Origin of the sequence: Trichocoleus sp. FACHB-90 (assembly GCF_014695505.1) — a bacterium.
GTDB lineage: Bacteria > Cyanobacteriota > Cyanobacteriia > Cyanobacteriales > FACHB-T130 > Funiculus > Funiculus sociatus.
In genome coordinates, this window is record NZ_JACJOK010000020.1 from 122269 (window position 1) to 139972 (window position 17704).

16 protein-coding genes and 2 pseudogenes are annotated in these 17704 nt (G+C 44.5%); 7 read left to right on the forward strand and 11 right to left on the reverse strand.

Translation table 11 applies throughout. From position 1 onward, the window contains the following. The first annotated feature begins 4 nt into the window (after positions 1-4). A complete protein-coding gene (locus H6F74_RS06180; RefSeq protein ID WP_190437819.1) occupies positions 5-436 on the forward strand; it encodes a hypothetical protein in 432 nt (143 codons plus the stop codon). 139 nt (positions 437-575) lie between these two features. Here H6F74_RS06180 and H6F74_RS06185 read toward each other — a convergent pair whose 3' ends face one another. Then, positions 576-1007: a ketosteroid isomerase family protein gene (locus H6F74_RS06185; RefSeq protein WP_190437822.1), complete on the reverse strand. Its 432-nt coding sequence runs from the start codon at positions 1005-1007 to the stop codon at positions 576-578. Between the two features lie 187 nt (positions 1008-1194). Here H6F74_RS06185 and queG point away from each other — a divergent pair, with 187 nt between their 5' ends. Continuing rightward, positions 1195-2145, forward strand: a complete 951-nt coding sequence (queG, locus tag H6F74_RS06190; RefSeq protein ID WP_190437825.1) for a tRNA epoxyqueuosine(34) reductase QueG — start codon at positions 1195-1197, stop codon at positions 2143-2145. Positions 2146-2219: 74 nt separating this feature from the next. Then, positions 2220-2861: an HAD-IA family hydrolase gene (locus H6F74_RS06195; RefSeq protein WP_190437828.1), complete on the forward strand. Its 642-nt coding sequence runs from the start codon at positions 2220-2222 to the stop codon at positions 2859-2861. A 101-nt stretch (positions 2862-2962) separates the two neighbouring features. Here H6F74_RS06195 and H6F74_RS06200 read toward each other — a convergent pair whose 3' ends face one another. Next, positions 2963-3604 (reverse strand): restriction endonuclease subunit R, encoded by a 642-nt coding sequence (locus tag H6F74_RS06200; protein WP_190437831.1) that lies wholly within the window; start codon positions 3602-3604, stop codon positions 2963-2965. Between the two features lie 74 nt (positions 3605-3678). Then, positions 3679-4977, reverse strand: coding sequence for an ATP-binding cassette domain-containing protein (locus H6F74_RS06205; protein ID WP_190437834.1), 1299 nt, complete (start codon positions 4975-4977; stop codon positions 3679-3681). 1 nt (position 4978) lies between these two features. Here H6F74_RS06205 and H6F74_RS06210 point away from each other — a divergent pair, with 1 nt between their 5' ends. Next, on the forward strand, positions 4979-5125 hold the full coding sequence (locus H6F74_RS06210; RefSeq protein ID WP_190437837.1) for a hypothetical protein: 147 nt from the start codon (positions 4979-4981) through the stop codon (positions 5123-5125). Between the two features lie 48 nt (positions 5126-5173). Here the strand turns inward: H6F74_RS06210 and gyrA are convergent, their stop codons facing one another. Further along, the gene (gene gyrA / locus H6F74_RS06215) at positions 5174-7687 is read right to left on the reverse strand and encodes a DNA topoisomerase (ATP-hydrolyzing) subunit A (RefSeq protein ID WP_190437840.1); all 2514 of its coding nucleotides are present in this window, start codon (positions 7685-7687) and stop codon (positions 5174-5176) included. Between the two features lie 164 nt (positions 7688-7851). On the opposite strand from gyrA, the gene H6F74_RS06220 reads away from it, so the two are divergent. Next, positions 7852-8250: a response regulator gene (locus H6F74_RS06220; protein WP_190427293.1), complete on the forward strand. Its 399-nt coding sequence runs from the start codon at positions 7852-7854 to the stop codon at positions 8248-8250. 612 nt (positions 8251-8862) lie between these two features. Here H6F74_RS06220 and H6F74_RS06225 read toward each other — a convergent pair. Further along, positions 8863-9210: a hypothetical protein gene (locus tag H6F74_RS06225; protein WP_190437843.1), complete on the reverse strand. Its 348-nt coding sequence runs from the start codon at positions 9208-9210 to the stop codon at positions 8863-8865. Between the two features lie 213 nt (positions 9211-9423). On the opposite strand from H6F74_RS06225, the gene H6F74_RS06230 reads away from it, so the two are divergent. Continuing rightward, positions 9424-10368, forward strand: coding sequence for a DMT family transporter (locus H6F74_RS06230; protein WP_190437848.1), 945 nt, complete (start codon positions 9424-9426; stop codon positions 10366-10368). An 82-nt stretch (positions 10369-10450) separates the two neighbouring features. On the opposite strand, the gene H6F74_RS06235 is transcribed toward H6F74_RS06230, so the two are convergent. The 6 genes and pseudogenes from H6F74_RS06235 to H6F74_RS06255 all read right to left on the reverse strand — a co-directional run. After that, positions 10451-11326, reverse strand: a complete 876-nt coding sequence (locus H6F74_RS06235) for a hypothetical protein (protein WP_190437853.1) — start codon at positions 11324-11326, stop codon at positions 10451-10453. A gap of 834 nt (positions 11327-12160) precedes the next feature. Next, positions 12161-13075 (reverse strand): LysR family transcriptional regulator, encoded by a 915-nt coding sequence (locus tag H6F74_RS06240; protein WP_190438013.1) that lies wholly within the window; start codon positions 13073-13075, stop codon positions 12161-12163. 60 nt (positions 13076-13135) lie between these two features. Beyond that, positions 13136-13657: pseudogene (locus H6F74_RS06245) on the reverse strand (hypothetical protein); the annotation flags it as partial. 133 nt (positions 13658-13790) lie between these two features. Next, positions 13791-15581 carry a group II intron reverse transcriptase/maturase gene (gene ltrA / locus H6F74_RS06250; protein WP_190437856.1) on the reverse strand — a complete coding sequence of 597 codons (1791 nt, stop codon included), beginning with the start codon at positions 15579-15581 and terminating at the stop codon, positions 13791-13793. A 26-nt stretch (positions 15582-15607) separates the two neighbouring features. Then, positions 15608-15730, reverse strand: coding sequence for a hypothetical protein (locus H6F74_RS30415; protein ID WP_277875766.1), 123 nt, complete (start codon positions 15728-15730; stop codon positions 15608-15610). Positions 15731-16178: 448 nt separating this feature from the next. After that, positions 16179-16718, reverse strand: a pseudogene (locus H6F74_RS06255) (RRXRR domain-containing protein); the annotation flags it as partial. 610 nt (positions 16719-17328) lie between these two features. Between H6F74_RS06255 and H6F74_RS06260 the strand changes: the two are divergent. After that, positions 17329-17607, forward strand: coding sequence for a hypothetical protein (locus tag H6F74_RS06260; RefSeq protein ID WP_190437861.1), 279 nt, complete (start codon positions 17329-17331; stop codon positions 17605-17607). The last annotated feature ends 97 nt before the right edge of the window (positions 17608-17704 follow it).

Below are 17704 nucleotides of genomic sequence, written 5' to 3' on the forward strand. Positions count from 1 at the left end.
CGCTATGAAACACTTGTTTCCCCTGGCTCCACGTTACCGCCTTGATGATGAATCACCCTGGCTGGAGGGAATCGATCCAGCACGCTACTACTGGATTGCGGTAAATGGCGATCGCACTCTGAAAGTAGCAATTCCTGGTTTAAATGTATGCTCTCTGGATGAGTGGAAGCAAACAATCCGGCTGTTTAGAGCTATGCAGCCAGAGGAGCAGATGAGGATAGAGCGGACAACCTGTTTTTGTACCATTCACTGTATCAGCGAAAATTGCTTTGCGGTAGCGTCTGTTGTGAATGGCGCACCCGTATGGCACCTTTTTGACCAGGAAACACTCGAAAGTCTGCTGCGGACAAGTCACCCAGATTGGGTATGCGCTCCCAAGGATCTAGAGTTATGGCGTGAGATGTTGGCGCTTTCTTGGCAACAATCAGCAGCGTAATCAAATTGCCCTCGTTTCCAGGCTGGGACTGGGAATGCCGATTGGGAGGTGCCTGCTTTCTCTTCAAATTTAAGCGTGTTAGTGAAGCCAACACAGCAGGCATTCTCAGTCTGTGACTCTTAACGAGAGACAATATCGTTTAGCGGCGTAGATTTAAGAGTTCTTGGGGAGATGCCAAGAGTTTGATAGTGGTGGAAATAATTTGATGTTCTGGGTTAAGGATAAATAGCCAGGAGACGTTGATAGCAAACACAGGTGTTTGCACTTTGCCGCTGACTTGGACTTGTGTATTAGTGTCTTCTAAAGTTTCGGCAATTCCCTGACGGGGAGAAAGTGTAAATCCTTGGGCTTCTGCTTTCAGGTAAGATGCGATCGCCTCTGGCCCCACTATCGCCGACTCAAACGGAGGATTCATTGCTCCATCTTCTGCAAACAAAGCAGCTGTTGCTTCAAAGTCACTTGCGTTCATCGTTTCAAAGTAACGCAGTACCACTGGCTCATTTAGTCCTTCAATTTTCAACTCAGTGGTAGAAACAGATTCGGTTGCGGGCAAATTGTCGGCAAGTGTCATCAGTTTAAGAAGAAACCACGCTATTAGTATTAAACAAAAAAGCAGGTTTACACCTGCTCTTTTAGAGGGATTTTCCCAAAATGTCCTCATTAGCCATTTTGATAAGAAAAACAGTACAGAAAAGCTAAAGTATATAGTTTTTTATTGACGTTAGAATGAAATTCGGATAATTAAAAACGTATCCAAAATGAGTGTGAAAGTGTCCGTCAGCAGCAGTCAGGTGAAGCAACTCGCCTTGGAGTTAGGATTCCACAAGGCGGGAATTGCGGCTGTAGATGGGGCAGCAGACGGCTTAGAGACGCAGAGATTGCAGGCGTGGCTGGCACAAGGCTATCAGGCAGATATGGAATGGATGGCGAATCCCAAGCGTCAGGATATTCGCCTGGTGATGCCAGAGGCGCGATCGCTCATTTGTGTTGCCCTCAACTATTACACGCCTCAGCAGCGTCCCGAAGGCAGCGAATATGCGAAAATTTCCCGTTACGGTTGGGGACGGGATTATCACAAAGTTTTGCATAAAAAGTTGAAAGCACTAGCTAACTGGTTGCAAGAACAAGGCGAAGGTATTCAGGCGCGTTACTATGCTGATACTGGGCCAGTGCAAGATAAAGTCTGGGCGCAGCAGGCTGGGATTGGCTGGATTGCCAAAAACGGGAATGTCATTACGCGAGAGTACGGTTCTTGGGTGTTTTTGGGGGAAGTTTTGACTAACCTCGACTTAACGCCTGACTTGCCTCATACTGAACATTGTGGGACTTGTACTCGTTGTCTAGATGCTTGTCCTACGGGTGCAATTACTCAGCCCTTTGTGGTAGACGCTTCGCGGTGCATCGCTTACCACACGATTGAGAATCGAACTCAAAAGTTGCCGGATGCGATCGCGCCCCATTTACAAGGCTGGGTTGCTGGTTGCGATATCTGCCAGGATGTTTGCCCTTGGAACCAGCGTTTCGCTAAGCCTACTGACGTTACAGAGTTTCAGCCTTATCCTGAAAATGTGGCTCCCACTTTAACAGAGTTAGCTGAAATTTCTGATGAAGAATGGGATCGTCGGTTTCCAGCCTCAGCCCTGCGGCGGATCAAACCAGAGATGTTGCGGCGCAATGCCAGAACAAATCTAGAAGCTTCAGGGAACTAAACCAATAAAATAGGGTGGAGAAGTGGGCGGTACACAAAACAAAATTCATCCCAAGTTGAGATACACCCAAACCGATGACCGAAAAAGCCATTATTTTTGATTTTGATGGCACAATTGCTGATACGTTCGATGCCATTGTGAGTATTACTAATTGTTTAGCCTTAGAATTTGGTTATAAGCTAGCCACTCTAGAGGATATAGAACAATTCCGAAATTTAAGTTCCAGAGAAATTATTCACAAATCTGGCGTTTCCTTCTTTAAGTTACCCTTTCTGCTGAGGAAAGTTAGAGCAGGCTTAAATAATAAAATTCAAGAGCTAAAACCATTTCCCGGAATTAAAGAAGCTCTTATAGAGCTAAAAGCTCAAGGTAATACTTTAGGAATTATTACTTCTAATTCCCAAGATAATGTGACATTATTTTTGGAAAATAATGTATTTTTAGAAGTCTTTGATTTTCTTTACTCAGCTCCTACTGTTTTTGGCAAGCACAAGGTAATAAATAGTTTTTTAAAACAACATAAAATCAAACAACAAGATGTTATTTATGTTGGAGATGAAACTAGAGATATAGAAGCAGCAAGAAAAAGTAATGTGAAAGCGATCGCAGTCAGTTGGGGGTTTAATTCCAAAGAAGTATTAGCCAAGCATAATCCAGATTTTCTAATTTACAATCCCCACGAATTGATTGAAGTTATAGAAAGCTTGAAAAAATAGGGTTTTTAAAAACAAGGCGCAGGATTAGATTACCAAATTTGTAGAAGCAAGTGGGTTGAGGTAACAAAACCCAACGCTAATATCAGGTTTGTTGGGTTTCGCTATACTATTAACTTACAAAGGGCTTTGAGAACTTGTAGCAATTGAATTAAACGTTCAGAGTCAATCAAGTTTAACTCTGGCATTATCTGATAAGTTGGAGGGTTTCCCTGTCTAATATACACAAAGCGATAACTTACGCCGTTTGTTGTTAGCCCCCAAACTGATTCTTGATGCTCTAAACTGTTATAGGCATAGGTGAGCAATTGAGGTAAACCCGCTAATGCGTCTACTTGACTGTTTTTAGATTCAATTACCAATATCCAAAGAAGTATGTTAGCTGTTGTTCGTTGAAACTTGTTAACAGCTAACATATCAAACCGCCCCGTAATATTTGTGTCTTCATCTAAGATAGTGATGTCAGCAATATTCTCTTCCAAGGTAATGTAGAGAGGGTGGTGATAGAAGCCAGCTAATCGCAGTAATGGGCCGAGAACAAGCAACTTCACCTGTCCTTCTAAGACTTTTCCTGCTGTTAGGTAGTGCCGAAAGTCATTCCTAATTTGTAGAAGTTCTTGCTGTTCAAATTCTGTCAGAGTTTCTAGCGATAATAAAGGTATGAATGAGCCGTTGTACTGCTCTTGAAATCTTAAAAGACGATAAACATCGTCTAGAGATAAATTGCGGGCATTTAGTGTTGTCATAGGTTAAGGGCTAATAGCTAATGGTAATAAACAAGATGGCAGTTAGCAATTAGCTATTAGCAATGAGCTAATGACTAACGCGAGGTAATTGCCATGCCAGTTTGTGGATCGAAGAAATGAATTTTTTCTGGTGTTAGGGATAACCACAAACGATCGCCTATTTTCACCTCTTTGTCTGGTGGGATTCGGACTTGTAAGGGAGATGTGGTGGGTGAATCAAACAAAGTTACAGATAAATAAGTTTCGTTGCCTAGCGCTTCCACCAAATCAACTCGCACCTGTAGATTTTTAGGGGCGGGAACGCCGATAATTAAGTGTTCGGGACGGATGCCTAAAGTAAGCGATCGCGTGTCGTATTTTTGCAGTGTCGATGCCCAAATATCAGGTAAGGTGAGGCGAAACTGAGAATGGGTAATTAACAAGGGGGCTTTCACCTGTACTGGGAGAAAATTCATCGGGGGAGAACCGATAAATTCCGCCACGAAGCGGTTAGCAGGATGGTTATAAATTTCCAAAGGTGCGGCGATTTGCTGGATTTTACCGTGATTCATCACCGCAATGCGATCGCCCATCGTCATCGCTTCAGTTTGGTCGTGGGTGACGTATATTGTTGTCGTACCTAGTTGTCGCTGAAGCTTGACAATTTGGGCGCGAGTTTCCGCCCGGAGTTTAGCATCTAAGTTAGATAGGGGTTCGTCCATCAAAAACACTTGGGGGTTACGCGCGATCGCTCTTCCCAATGCAACTCGCTGCTTTTGTCCTCCCGATAGTTGTTTTGGCAACCTGTTTAAGAGCGGCTCAATTTGCAACAATTGAGCCACCGTCCGCACCTGCTCATTAATCGCTTTCTCGCGTTCTGGTATGTAGCGAAGATGTTTGGGAAGCGATCGCGTCATCTCCACCAACAGATTTTCCGCCCAAATTGGCAAAGAGGACTTAGGAGTGAGTGAAGGGTTTTTCTCCCCTTCTCCCCCTCTCCCTGTGCGTCGCAATCCAAAGGCGACGTTGTCATAAACCGTCATGTGGGGATAGAGGGCGTAGCTTTGAAACACCATCGCGATGTCTCGTTCCTTCGGCGGTAAGTCGTTCACCAAGGAGTCGCCTACCCAGATATTGCCGCCAGTCAACTCTTCGAGTCCGGCAATAATCCTTAACAGGGTACTTTTGCCGCAACCAGAAGGCCCCACCAACACCATAAATTCGCCATCTTCCACCGTCAGATGAATCCGTCGCAAGACATTTGTATTTCCAGTGGGCGAAGACTTGTCTGCTTCATCTACTGATGTCAGCAGTTCTGCCGTTACTGGTGCGACAACTTCCCCTTTACGAGCGGAAAAGCTTTTGTAAACGTTCTCTATAACAACTTTTGCCACGATGAATCAATATCCACTACCAATCTATTCTCGGTTACTTACAAAGCCGCGCAACAATCAGCGTTGCACATTGATTGGATGGCCAGAATTTAGCGATCGCGTGCAGCATCTTCACGACTGGTCGCAGGTTGCCATAACTAATAGCTAATAGCTAATTGTTTTCTCTTCCCATTAGCTATTAGCTATTAGCCCTTAGCTACTGACCAATAACTACATTGACGATTTTTTCGTCAGCGTTGGGTTGAAGAATGCGATCGCCTGTCCCATCTTTCCCCCAAAACCTGATTGAATCTATAGGACTTCGCACTACTCGCTCTCGACTCGTCAGCAGCATTACCGCCTCTCCCTTTCTAGCTGGTATCATTCCCAGCAAAACATCAGTTTTATCAGTAAACTGCATCACCTGAGTTCCAATGTCGCCCAAATTTCCCAATCTCAGAGTATTTTCAGGCAAGCGTTTAGCGTAACCCAACCCAGAAACCAGCAATACATTATCATCAGGACGCAGCGTTACACACCCGACAACTTGCTCACCACGGCGCAACCGCGATGCTTGCACCCCCATCGTTGCCCGTCCCATTGCCGGGAACTGTTCCTCAGTAACTTCCACCTTGAGCAAGCGCCCGCCAGTAGTTGCCAAAATTAAATGTTCGCCGCTTTTAGTCAGGTTGACATACTTCAATTCATCATCTTCTTTCAATTTAATTATCGTCAAGCCGCGACCGGAAATATTAGCAAGTTCTACCATTGGTAAACGCTTAATTTTGCCTTGTTTGCTCAAAAGAATTAAATCGGCGTTTTCCGGCTCCTTTGGTAAGACAAAGTGGGAAACAATTGTTTCAGCAGCAGCTTGAGCAGAACTAGACAACAATGTTATGAGTGGCGTGCCTCGCGACTGTCCAGTTGTGGGCGGAATATCGCGAACTTTGACCGGGTAAGCTTTGCCGCCACCAGTCAGAACTATTAATTCTGCTGTAGTGTCAGTCTGCTCTAATTGCACCACAAAATCATCTGGACGACTTCCACCGTTACCTTTACCAGACGCTGATTTATTTCCACTTTTTGACAGTCGCCGCACATACCCCCGACGGGTAAATTCCAGAGTAACTTCTTCTGAGGATTGTGGGTCTATTGTTTGTTGTGGGTTGTCGGCTGTAGGTTTTTTGTCAGTTTTTCGTTCTTTAGTTTCAGCCGTTTGTCGCGACTTACGAGGGACAACTATTTTGGTGCGACGCGCATCTGCGAATTTACGTTTGAGAGTTCGCAAATCTTTCTTCAAAGCTTTCAGCAATTCATGGCGATCGCTTAGTAAAACCCGCAATACTCCTATTCTCTCTGAAAGTTGCTCAAACTCAGTTTGTAAGTTTTGCCTCTCCAACCCCGTCAGGCGGCGCATTGGCATTGCCAGAATTGCATCTGACTGCACTTCGCTGATGTTCAACCGTTCTTGCAGGGAGATTTTCGCACTGCTACCATCGGGAGCATTTCTCAGAATTTCAATTACAGCATCCAGCTGAGATAAAGATGCTACCAACCCTTGCACAATGTGGAGGCGGTTTTCTGCCTCCCCTAACTCGTGACTATACTGCCGAGTCAGGGTTTGTTCGCGGAAATTGATAAACTCGTGCAACATTTCGCGCAGCGTCAGTTGGCGCGGTTGTCCGTCTACCAACGCCAGCAAAATCGCTCCAAAGTTGGTACACAGCGCAGTTTGCTTGTAGAGATTACTGAGGACATCTTGAGGGTTGGCGTCTCGTTTCAGTTCTACCACCACGCGCATACCCTCGCGATCGCTCTCATCGCGCAGATCCGCGATGCCCTCCATTCGACCATGATTGACCAGTTCCGCCACCTTTTCAATCCAAGATGCTTTATTCACCTGGAAAGGCAACTCTGTCACCACCAGCGCCGTCCGTCCTCGACGACCGCGACTGGCTGGCATTTCCTCAATCGTAGCCACTCCCCGCACCGGAATAATACCGCGCCCAGTGCTGTAAGCTTCTCTAATTCCCTCCGTACCAATTATTTCGCCCCCAGTAGGGAAATCTGGCCCCGGAACCAGCTCCCATAACTTTTCGTCCGATAAATCAGGGCGATCGATAAGGGCAATTAAACCATCCACCACCTCACCCAAGTTGTGCGGCGGCACATTGGTCGCCATACCTACGGCAATTCCAGCGCAACCATTGAGTAACAAAATTGGCAACTGTGCTGGCAGTACAGTTGGTTCCTGTTGGGAGTTGTCAAAGTTGCCAATAAAGTCAACTGTTGCCTCGCCAATTTCGCTCAAAAGCGCTTCATTGCCAATCGGCGCTAGTCGCGTCTCTGTGTAGCGCATAGCAGCTGGTGGGTCATTGTCCACCGAGCCAAAGTTACCATGACCAGCTAGTAGGGGATAGCGACTGGAAAAATCTTGCACCAGGCGCACCAAAGCGTCATAAACCGACTGGTCGCCGTGGGGGTGGTATTTGCCCAAAACGTCTCCCACCACCCTTGCACACTTCCGATAAGGGCGGTCTGGAGTCAATCCCAGTTCGTGCATGGCATACAAAATACGCCGATGAACTGGCTTTAATCCATCGCGGACATCGGGTAAGGCACGCCCGACGATCACACTCATGGCATATTCAAGATATGACCGTTGCATCTCCGCGTGTAGAGGCGTGGGGATGATCTGTCCAGTCGCCAGCAGGTTCAATTGTTTCGCCATGAGTTTTATTTCCTATTTCCTGAACACACAAAATTTTTTTGCATCTAGAGATTGATGACAAATCGCTTAGCAAATGGCAACGTGACAAAGAACCTTTCACAATAGGATGGAACGCAGTTATGACCACGACTCTCCAAACAAGCGCCAAAGAAAGGAAAAACTCGATGAAAACCGTTCTGATTGTAGAAGACGATCCGATTAATGCTCGGGTTTTTTCTAAGATTCTGAGCAAACGAGGTGGCTTGGCAGTTAAGCATACCGAAAATGTGGAAGAGGTAATGCAAATTGCCCAGTCCGGAGAAGCTGACATTATTTTGATGGATGTATCCCTGGCACACAGTGTTTACCAAGGTAAGTCGGTTGATGGCATAAAAATTACCCAAATGTTGAAAGCTGATCCCCAAACGGCTAATTTGCCTATTATCCTGGTTACGGCTCACGCTATGGAGGGCGATCGGGAAAATTTCCTTAAGCAAAGCGGTGCCGATAGCTACATTTCTAAACCAGTTGTCGATCATCAACTGTTTGTGGAACAAATTATTGCATTGTTGCCACCACAATAGTGTTGAGTCGTAGGGGCAGTGCAATCGCCTGCCCAAAAGAGAAAGCCAAAGTATTCCACGAGAACTCGGTTGCGATCGCTTGACCAAAGACTTTAGCATTTCTGCTTTTACCTCTGGACTGGGTAAAACCCAGTTTAGTACATCTGTATTATTAAAGGAATACGTTGGCTAGTAATGGCTGTTTGCTTATGCTTACAGGTTAATTCTGGCTGAAGCGGCTTGGCAGGGAATAGCGACAAGTGTTATCCGCTGCAAACTGCGCTCCCGCGTAAGTTGGGGGATGAGTCCAAAAACCTAGCGCCCTAGCAGAAATTCTATTTTATTGTCTGCCCCCTAAGAAATTTCCCCCAGATGCTTCCACAAACTCAACCTACAATCATTCTTTAGAAAAGTGTCAAAACTTAGCTTGATCCCCCTAGCCCCCGCGAAGAGAGCGCCGCGGCGCTAGAGAAAAGGGGGAGAATCAAGTCTTAGTCCCCCTTTTTAGGGGGATGCAAGGGGAATCTCCACCCTCTAAGCGTCTCGACTATGACTTTTGGGGCATCCTCTAAGATTTCAGAGTTACATACCTAATTCAAACATCCTCTTAGAAAGTAAAGCAGCTTAGTTCATCTATATTTCCCCAAACAAAGATTCAAATTCAGCCTTTAAGGAATTAAAATCAGCGACTCTGGTAACTAATAAATTCTCTCTTCCTGCATCCTTTAACCGCTTGTTCCAATACTGGATATTTTCCGAATTGTTCACCCAGAAGTCAACTACCGTATTTAAAACTTCTTCTAAATCCCAGCCTCGCTTAGGCGGAACAACCTCGACTGATTCTAAAAAAGCGTCAAGAGTGCATTTAGGGGTTCCCAAATATTCCACCCCAATGCTGGGGTCTTTTTGAATTATTTCCTGTTGGTGGTTGAAGAAGTATAAAACGGGAGAAACACCTAAAATTTCAAAGGTATATTTCATAGCCGTCACCTGAATTTGTTCTCTCTTTGTGAGTCATACCAATTCTTAGAAGATAGTATGGTCACATTGGTTACATCCTTGGCATCCTACTAAAGTAAATTTTATTGATGTGCAATTAAGAAAAGTATCAGCCAAAAGGAGTGCGATACTGGTAGTAGGTTCTCTACCTTTAGGTAAAATATACATTTAATTTAACCAAAGCCAGAGATTGTAATGATATTTTTAGCAAATATTCTAATTGAGATTACAAATTTTAAAGGAGAACTGGCGGCGCTGGGTGCCGCATTTTTGTGGGCGATCGCATCCGTAGTTTATGGTCGCTTGGGTCGGCAAATTCCACCACTGGAACTAAATTTCCTCAAGGGAATAGTAGCGATCGCTCTTTTGATTCTCACCCTACTTTATTCCGGTCAGCTGCTACCTGAAATCAACTCAACTGCACTGACATTGCTGCTACTCAGCGGTGGACTGGGAATTGGCGTAGGAGATACAGCTTATTTTGCCGCCATCAACTACTTGGGGCCTAGACGCACCTTAATATTAGAAACCTTAGCACCGCCCTTAGCAGCACTGCTTGCCCTGATTTTTTTACAAGAAAAGCTCAGCAGCGCTTCCTGGTGCGGTATTTTATTGACGATTTTAGGCGTTGCTTGGGTGGTGACGGAACGCTTGCCCAATTCCACCGCCAACACCACGCATCTGACTGTGCGCGGTATCAGTTGGGGAATGCTTGCAGCAGTCTCACAGGCAAATGGCGCAGTCCTCTCCCGTGCAGCGCTGGCGCAGTCGAGTATCAGCCCTTTGTGGAGTACCCTGGTGCGGTTGGGAGCTGGGGTGCTGGTATTGGTGCTGTGGTTGTTGCTCAAAGGTAAGCAGCAGAAGACTGCCGGAAGTGTCTCGACGTTGAAGATTTTACAATCTTGGCAAGTCTTGGGAGCGATCGCTTTGACTTCCTTTTTCAGCACTTACCTCGGCATCTGGTTACAACAAACTTCTCTGAAATTCGCACCCGTGGGCATTGCTCAAACTCTCACTTCCACAAGCCCTTTGTTTGTTTTACCCCTGGTAATTTTGATGGGTGAAACGGTCAGTTCCAGAGCTATTTTAGGCGTTTTAATTGCATTAGGTGGCGTGGGTTTGCTATTTAGCCTCCGGTAGGATAAGGGTTTGGCTGGGAAGTGATCGTTACTTTCTTAAAAAAGGAGTGAATGAGCGATCGTCTTAATACACTTATAAGTTTCTATACATTTTTGTAAATTTGACTATTAATATAGTTTTTCAAGATACCCAAAAGTTCGTTAGAACATTTTGTAACTAATTCCATCTGCTCTTTATTATTTCGGTCAAACTCATGTGAAGTTTTTTTTGTGCCAAGTACCTCATTAAGAGTTGTTACAGTATCTCCTATATTGCATACACCATGACTGACTAGGTTGCGAACACACCTAATTTGAGCATATTGCTGTTGTATACGTTGAGTTTTTATAGGCTCTTTTAAATCTTTTCTTGTTTTATCTACAAACTCAATCATCATTTTTTCTAGAAACTCCTTTGTTTTCAATCCTTCTCTATATGCCATAAACTCGACTAACCCATACAAACTTCCAAGTTGCAAAGGCATATCAGAAAATTGAGCAATAAGCATATATCTTTTAATGTATTCATTTAGATTATTATTGACGGGATAATTTAAAGATTTACACGTAGAACTACTAATGGAAGGTACAATATTGCATTCAAAAGATAAGCCGCATGCAAATTCCACTCTGGTCTGGATTTTTCCGTTATATTCTATATTGCTAGGCTTGTTTATAGTAGCTGAATAGGCTTTAGAAATAAACTTAATAACATTGAAGCAATGAAATATTTCAGTTTCGGAATATTCATATAGCTGATCCTCATTTTTGTTAATTAAAATTTGATGATTTAAAATTTCTAAAATCAACGCATGAATTAGCAGCTTTCCTTCTTTAGGAGTTGTAAGCATTTCAATCTTATGGTTTCTATTCTTAAATATTTCAATAGTATCTTTAACAGTTTCATCCGCTTGTGGATAATAATAAATCTCTCCCTGGATACCGGATGTTGCTCGATAGTGCAAAGAATGTGCTGTCATAACACTCAAGTCGCTGGTAAGCTCCAGCGGAAGCTATCAGTTTACAATACTACTAATATACTACATTTGCGGCGTTCGTGCTGAAATGAACCCAGTTCCAGAGCTATTTTAGGCGTTTTAATTGCATTAGGTGGCGTGGGTTTGCTGTTCAGCTTGCAGTAAGAAGGCTGTTAAGCAAGACGCAGGTATAACCCTAAAGGGTTATACCTGCGTCTTTTTTAATTTTTGTTAACTCTATGTCACGTTTTATATGGTAACTTGTAATTCTCAACTGACTATTGATACTCCTTAAGTATTTAGATTTCTTTATTACCTGCTGATGCATAGTTTTCCTTATTTCATATTCAATCACCAACGTTTCATAAATGGTTCTTAGTTCTCTATGTCTAGCCCTCAAGTCGCTATTCATATTTACTCCTTATTCTATACATTTAAATAGGTGAGTGTAAATAAACTCACCCTAAAGTACAGAATTTCTCAAATTCCATAATTTTAGATTTTATTTATATCTAATACTTAGCTTATAAAAGTCATAGATAAACGTAATTTTTATTATATTTATAAATTTTCAGTAAAGATGGCTCTTTAGGAAGAGCGCTAACCTGTATAAAACAAAACAATTATTAATGAGAATTTAGCTGTTAAAGCCAACTAGAGGGAGCGATCGCATTTTACAGAGTAACAAGACAAGAGCCAGATATCCTCGTCGCAGCTTGTATTGGGGGAAATTCTCAGACAATCCTACCCGCGTAAACGTTCAAAAGCCATTTTCAAACCTGCTTGATGGCGTGGATGATACAGAAACGAAATACATCAAACTAGCGATCGCATTCTTTAAACTGCTGCTTTTAAAGTGCATTCATCCACACCTCTAAGAGTGTCGAGAAATGCGAACACAGCCGGACTTTGAAGAGAATTCGCCAGCACCGCCACTCTAATTACTCTCTCTAAAGGAACTGGTAAACTGTAAACCTGCACTTCTGGCGGTAATGGTTCGGCAGCAAGACGAGGAAGAATAGCTGCTCCTAAACCTTGTAAAACCATACCAACCGTTGTCGAATCTTGCTTAACTTCATAAGCAGGATTTACACGAAAGTTTAAATTTACCAAATGTTGCCGAAGCAAAGCGTAGCAGGCATTGCCGTAAGCCAAGATTAACGGGTAAGTTGCCAACTGCTCCCACGTAATTTTATCAGTCTCTAGTTTAGGAGTCGGAGGGAGTACAACAATATACTCATCCCGCAAAATTTCCCAGCCTTCAAATTCATCACCACCGGGTAAAGCTGTGAAGCCAATATCAGCATGACCGTCGCGCAAAGCTTGTTCTGCACCCAGATAATCAGAATGTTCGATGATGCTGACGGCAATTTTTGGGTAGCGATCGCGAAATCGAGCGATCGCAGCTGGCAAGATGTGAGTTGCTACGCTGCGAAAACAAGCAATTCGGACACTCCCCCCATGCAAGCCTTTTTCTAAATTGGCTTCTTTCTCTATTGCTCCTAGCAGTTGCAGCACGCTTCGCGCATGATCGATGACTCGTTCCCCTACGGATGTGAGATGAGCGCCGTGACGACCGCGATAGAGCAAAATTACCCCTAATTCTTCCTCTAGGGTAGCGATCGCATGACTGATTGCTGACTGCGAAAGTTCTAAATGCAGCGCGGCTTCGCTGAAATTGCCATACTCTGCGACTGTAACCAACGCACGCAGTTGGGAAAGCTTTATCCGACTGCTATTGATTTCATTCATCATAAAAATGGGAGAAACCCCGTCATGACCGCGAAGCACAGGACGGCTTTACAAGAACTATCAAGCCACAATCAACCCGTTTGAACGACGAATCAATTGCACTTTGCTAGAAGATATTTGTCCTAACCGTTTCCAGTTAGCGTTGCTTACAGATATCTGTTTTTCGGTGTCGCCACTGACGTAACCAATTCCTTTCGGGGAGCTGACTAAATCACCTTTACGAACGCCGTGGCGAGTTGTAGACCCGCCGTACTTCCGACGAATCCCGCCTTTACCTGGAACCATCAAATGAAGCTGGCGACGCGAAATTGGAGGACGACGAATCACCTTAAAGGGGGCAACCGTTACTGATACTTCACCTGTCCATTGATGCCCGTGAGTTTTGGCACAGTGGAAAGATTCGTACTCAATGAAAGCAGAGCAAGCTAGTGCAATCCCGTCTACTGCATGAGTTGCGGGAATTGCGTCACCTTTTCGGTGCTTCTGTTTCTGCAAGCCTAGCTGTGTTCGTAGCTGGGAAGTTTCCCAGCCTTTACGACTCTCAACTGGAGCAAATTCGGCTAGTTGAGTCAGCGCCCATTTGTTTGGGTCGGCGAGGGATATTGCTACCCCTCGTCTCCCTTTCAAAACCGTGCGTGACAGTTTCCCGTCACACGGCTCCTCAGTGACTTGACCCTTGTCATGGGCACCTCTTCCCTTGGTTAGGGTTAGGCAGTTAGAACGGGTTATCATCCAAATACCTCGCTAACTCTTCATGTGCCGACTGCCTGTTTTGCCTCAAGGCATCCATAGCAGTTTTTTGGTCGTGGCAATGTCTGTGTAGTAGTTGACGGTTGCTCTTTACGTCCTTCCCACCTTGTGAGGTGGGGAGTTTATGGTCGATTTCGAGCAAATCGTCTTCTCTGAAGTGCAATCCGCATCTATTACATTTCCCTTGTTGAGCCTTGAGGAGTTCGGCGACTCTCCCAGGACATTCTGGGTGTTTACCCCTTCTAGTTGACCAGTAAACTAGGTTGCCGTCATATGGACTAGCTTCGCCTTTAACCTTCCCATGTCTGACTATAGGAGTCTTGGCATGAGCGCGTAGCCGAACGAGGTTTCCTTGCTCGTCCCTGGCTGCGAATACCCAGTTATTGTTTCCCACCGTCATCCAGCATTTACGGATGATTTCTTTATGCGGTGTACCGCTGTGGGTATATTTAGCCCAAACCAAAAGCTGTTGATAGACTATGTGGTCTATCGTTGAAAACGTTTCTTTACTGACTTGTGTAGAGTTGTAGTTTGCCCACCCTTGTATTATCGGATTGAGTTTCCCGATAAGAGCCTCTTGGGGCTTTGATTTATGGGCTTTGATGATGTTGCCTATTTCCTCTACATGACGTTTTATCGCTTTCTGGCTTGGCTTGATGAGTGTTTTAAAGCCCAGAGGTTCGCCTTTTGAGCTTTTCCCAGACCGTTTTATACTTATTGGGTACTGGCGAATATTAAACCCCAGGAAATCGAAACCCGTGTTTCCTTCGTACTCCGTGAGAGTATGGGATATGTGGGTTTTTGATGGCTTTAATTCCAATCCCATGCCATTTAGCCACTCGGCAATTATCTGCTGACATCCTTGGACAACGGCTAGATTTTCGTGAAGAACCACGAAATCATCGGCGTATCGAATGATATTGGGAGTACGGAATGTTTCTCCCTTTTTGTGAAACCAAGTCTCCCTAGATTGTTTGACCATTGTAGGGAAGGCTTGGTTGATTCGATTTTCCATGCCGTGAAGGGCTATGTTTGCCAGTAGGGGGGAAATCACCCCACCTTGTGGCGTACCCTCAGATGTCGGGAACAGCTTGGAGCCGTCCATCACCCCCGCTTTTAACCATGCACGTATTTGACGGCGGATAGTGGGGAATGTATTTAATTTGTTGAGCAGTGCTTCATGGTTGATTTTGTCGAAGCATTTGGCGATATCCGCATCAAGCACGTATTTGGCTTTCTGGTTAATCGCTATGAATATTGCTTCAATCGCATCATGGCATGAGCGTCCGGGTCTGAAACCATACGAGTTTTGCTCGAAACGAGCTTCCCATTCTGGTTCTAATGTTTGTTTTACCAATGCTTGTGAAGCACGATCTGTCATCGTTGGAATCCCTAGTCCCCTCTTCTCAGAAGTTCCAGGCTTGGGTATATTCACCCGCCTTACTGGGCTAGCTTTTCGGGATAGTTTCAGGTTATTAACTAACTCAAGTCGCTGGGTTGGTGCGAGACTTTTGATACCATCTACCCCGGCTGTCTTTTTGCCAGTGTTATCCTGCGTTACTCGACGGACAGCCAAGCATTTGGCAGACCAAGACCTCATCAGGGTCTTTTGGAGTTTGCGAACTGCACGAACATCGCCACGCTGAGAGGCTTGATAGATACGTTTTTGCAACTTGAACACCCGTTTTTCTAGCTTTCGCCAGTCAATGGCGTTCCATACCACCGTCAGTTTTTCCTGCGTTTTAGTCTTGTTCATTGCTACTGTGTTCTCTATCTTTCAAATCACCGTGAGTCTGTTGGCATATACCTGGTATTACCCAGGTCATTCGCTTCTGACTCAATCCCTCCCATCCCGTAGCATTCGGTTAGCACCTGCTCTTCGGTATCGACCTCCAAAGAGAGCATACGAGAGGGTTACTTCGTTCCTAACAGCCATTTGTTTGAGTCCTTTAGGGCGCTACTATCCACCGGGTTTAATTGGAGTGCTAACTGGTCAAGGACAAAATTGCCAGCCCATAACCTTTCCTTTCGGACACATGGTTACGATGGTTCAAACGTAGCTTCGTATTCCTACCCATAGGCTCTTGCTTGCCCGTAGGCTTTCACCCCTGCGCTACAAATTTGATGGCTAGTCTCCTTTGTAAGGGACACCCTTCAAGAGGGCGCTTTGTGTGCTTTCAGCCCAGCACCTGGGCGGTTGGACTTGGGGGTTCTAGGATACTGACCCTCACCAACATGGCTGTTAAGTTGTCAAGGTTCTGTTGGGTTTTACCCCGTCATCTTCCCTTGCGGTTAATTGCCCAAATCTAGACCCTGTGAGGGTTCTGTTTGATTTTTAACCAACGAATCGCACTTGACCGACCATCACCGGAGAGAATGATTTAGAGCCTTTCGCCTCTACAATTTCGTAAACGATGCCAGTGATAGGTAGAACTTTGCACAGTTCGGAAACGACTCGCAATTCTAACTGCCTCGACGCTCGAATCGAAGGAGGAAGTTTAGAGCTTTTCCTATTGTCAAATCGCTTCTGACGATGAGCACGTTGAGAAAATGCAACTTTGCGATTGATTCGCCTACTCCGTCGCCCCCGTCGCATCATGGCGCGTTGCTCCATCCGGTCTTTTACCTTCTGGAATGGTAGAACCAAATGAGCTGTAAACAACGAGACTTTAGAGGATTGGACACCAATGCCCGAATAAAGTTTACCAGGGTCAATCCCAATAACTATGGGCTGAGTTTTGACCCCGCTCGGCTTGTTCACTAACTGAACATAGAACTGCCCTAAGTCGTTGAACTTGCCAACGGCTTTACCTTCCCGAATCCACTTTCTAGCTCGACTTGGTTTTGTCGGCATGAGTGGCTGATGATTGACTGAGACAACTGGAATACGCATTTAAGAGATAATCCTGTGCGTGAGTTTAAGTCCCTTCGCTCAACTTGATTAAGATGTCTTGGCTTGCCCAACGCTTGAACCAATCAGGCTTAGAGTGAATCCGAACTAGGGAAGCATTCGGAAGTCTGTACCAAATCAAGTCTCTTCGGAGCTATTCACCACTTGCGTTGTCCGAATTGGTTCGGTCAATCCTCGTCCTTTTTAGGGCGAGGTTGGTGAAAGACGTTATGAAGGTAATGTATGAATTTTGCCAAAAGTCTTCATCCTCCATCTATGAATTTTATTCATACTAACTATGCAAATATTACTTTGTTTGTCAAATAAGCAATTGTTAGATTTAATTTATCAGCTAAATTTGTTTGTGCAATCTAACAGCCTTGGTTTGTTTGCCCGATATTTTAAGTTTCATTTCGTGACCGAACATCACCCAACTGGGTGATTTGAATGGGTGATCTTACAGCGCCATTAATTCACTCTAAGAAATATGTTTCCAGGCTGAGGTAGGATTATCCGTTACAAATTGGGAGATAAAACAAGTTGGCTATACCACATTTAATGAAAGCAGAATCATAAATTTAGCGATTTACCATTTCCCATAAGGTACTTTTTTATGCAATCTTACATCAGTGAGTTAGACAGACAAAAGCTGGAAGATATTTATGCCAAACAATACCAGCAGCCAGTCAAAGAATCAAAACTATCTTTGGTACTGAATAAAATTTGGCAGCTCTTGATTACCACCTTCACCAAAGAGCCAGAAATGAAAGTTTGGCAGCGAAGCGATCGCTTCGGTAATACTTGGTGGGAAGCCTATAATCCTACTACGGGGCGCTCTGCCACTTTTGGCAATGAAATAGAACTGTTGAGCTGGATTGAAAAGAGTTATTAGGGATAATTTCTACCAGTTTCAGAGGTGAAAGCAATGAAACTTTCATCTAACAACATTCCTAAATTAAGTTCTCAACAGATTGAGAAAACCAACAGCA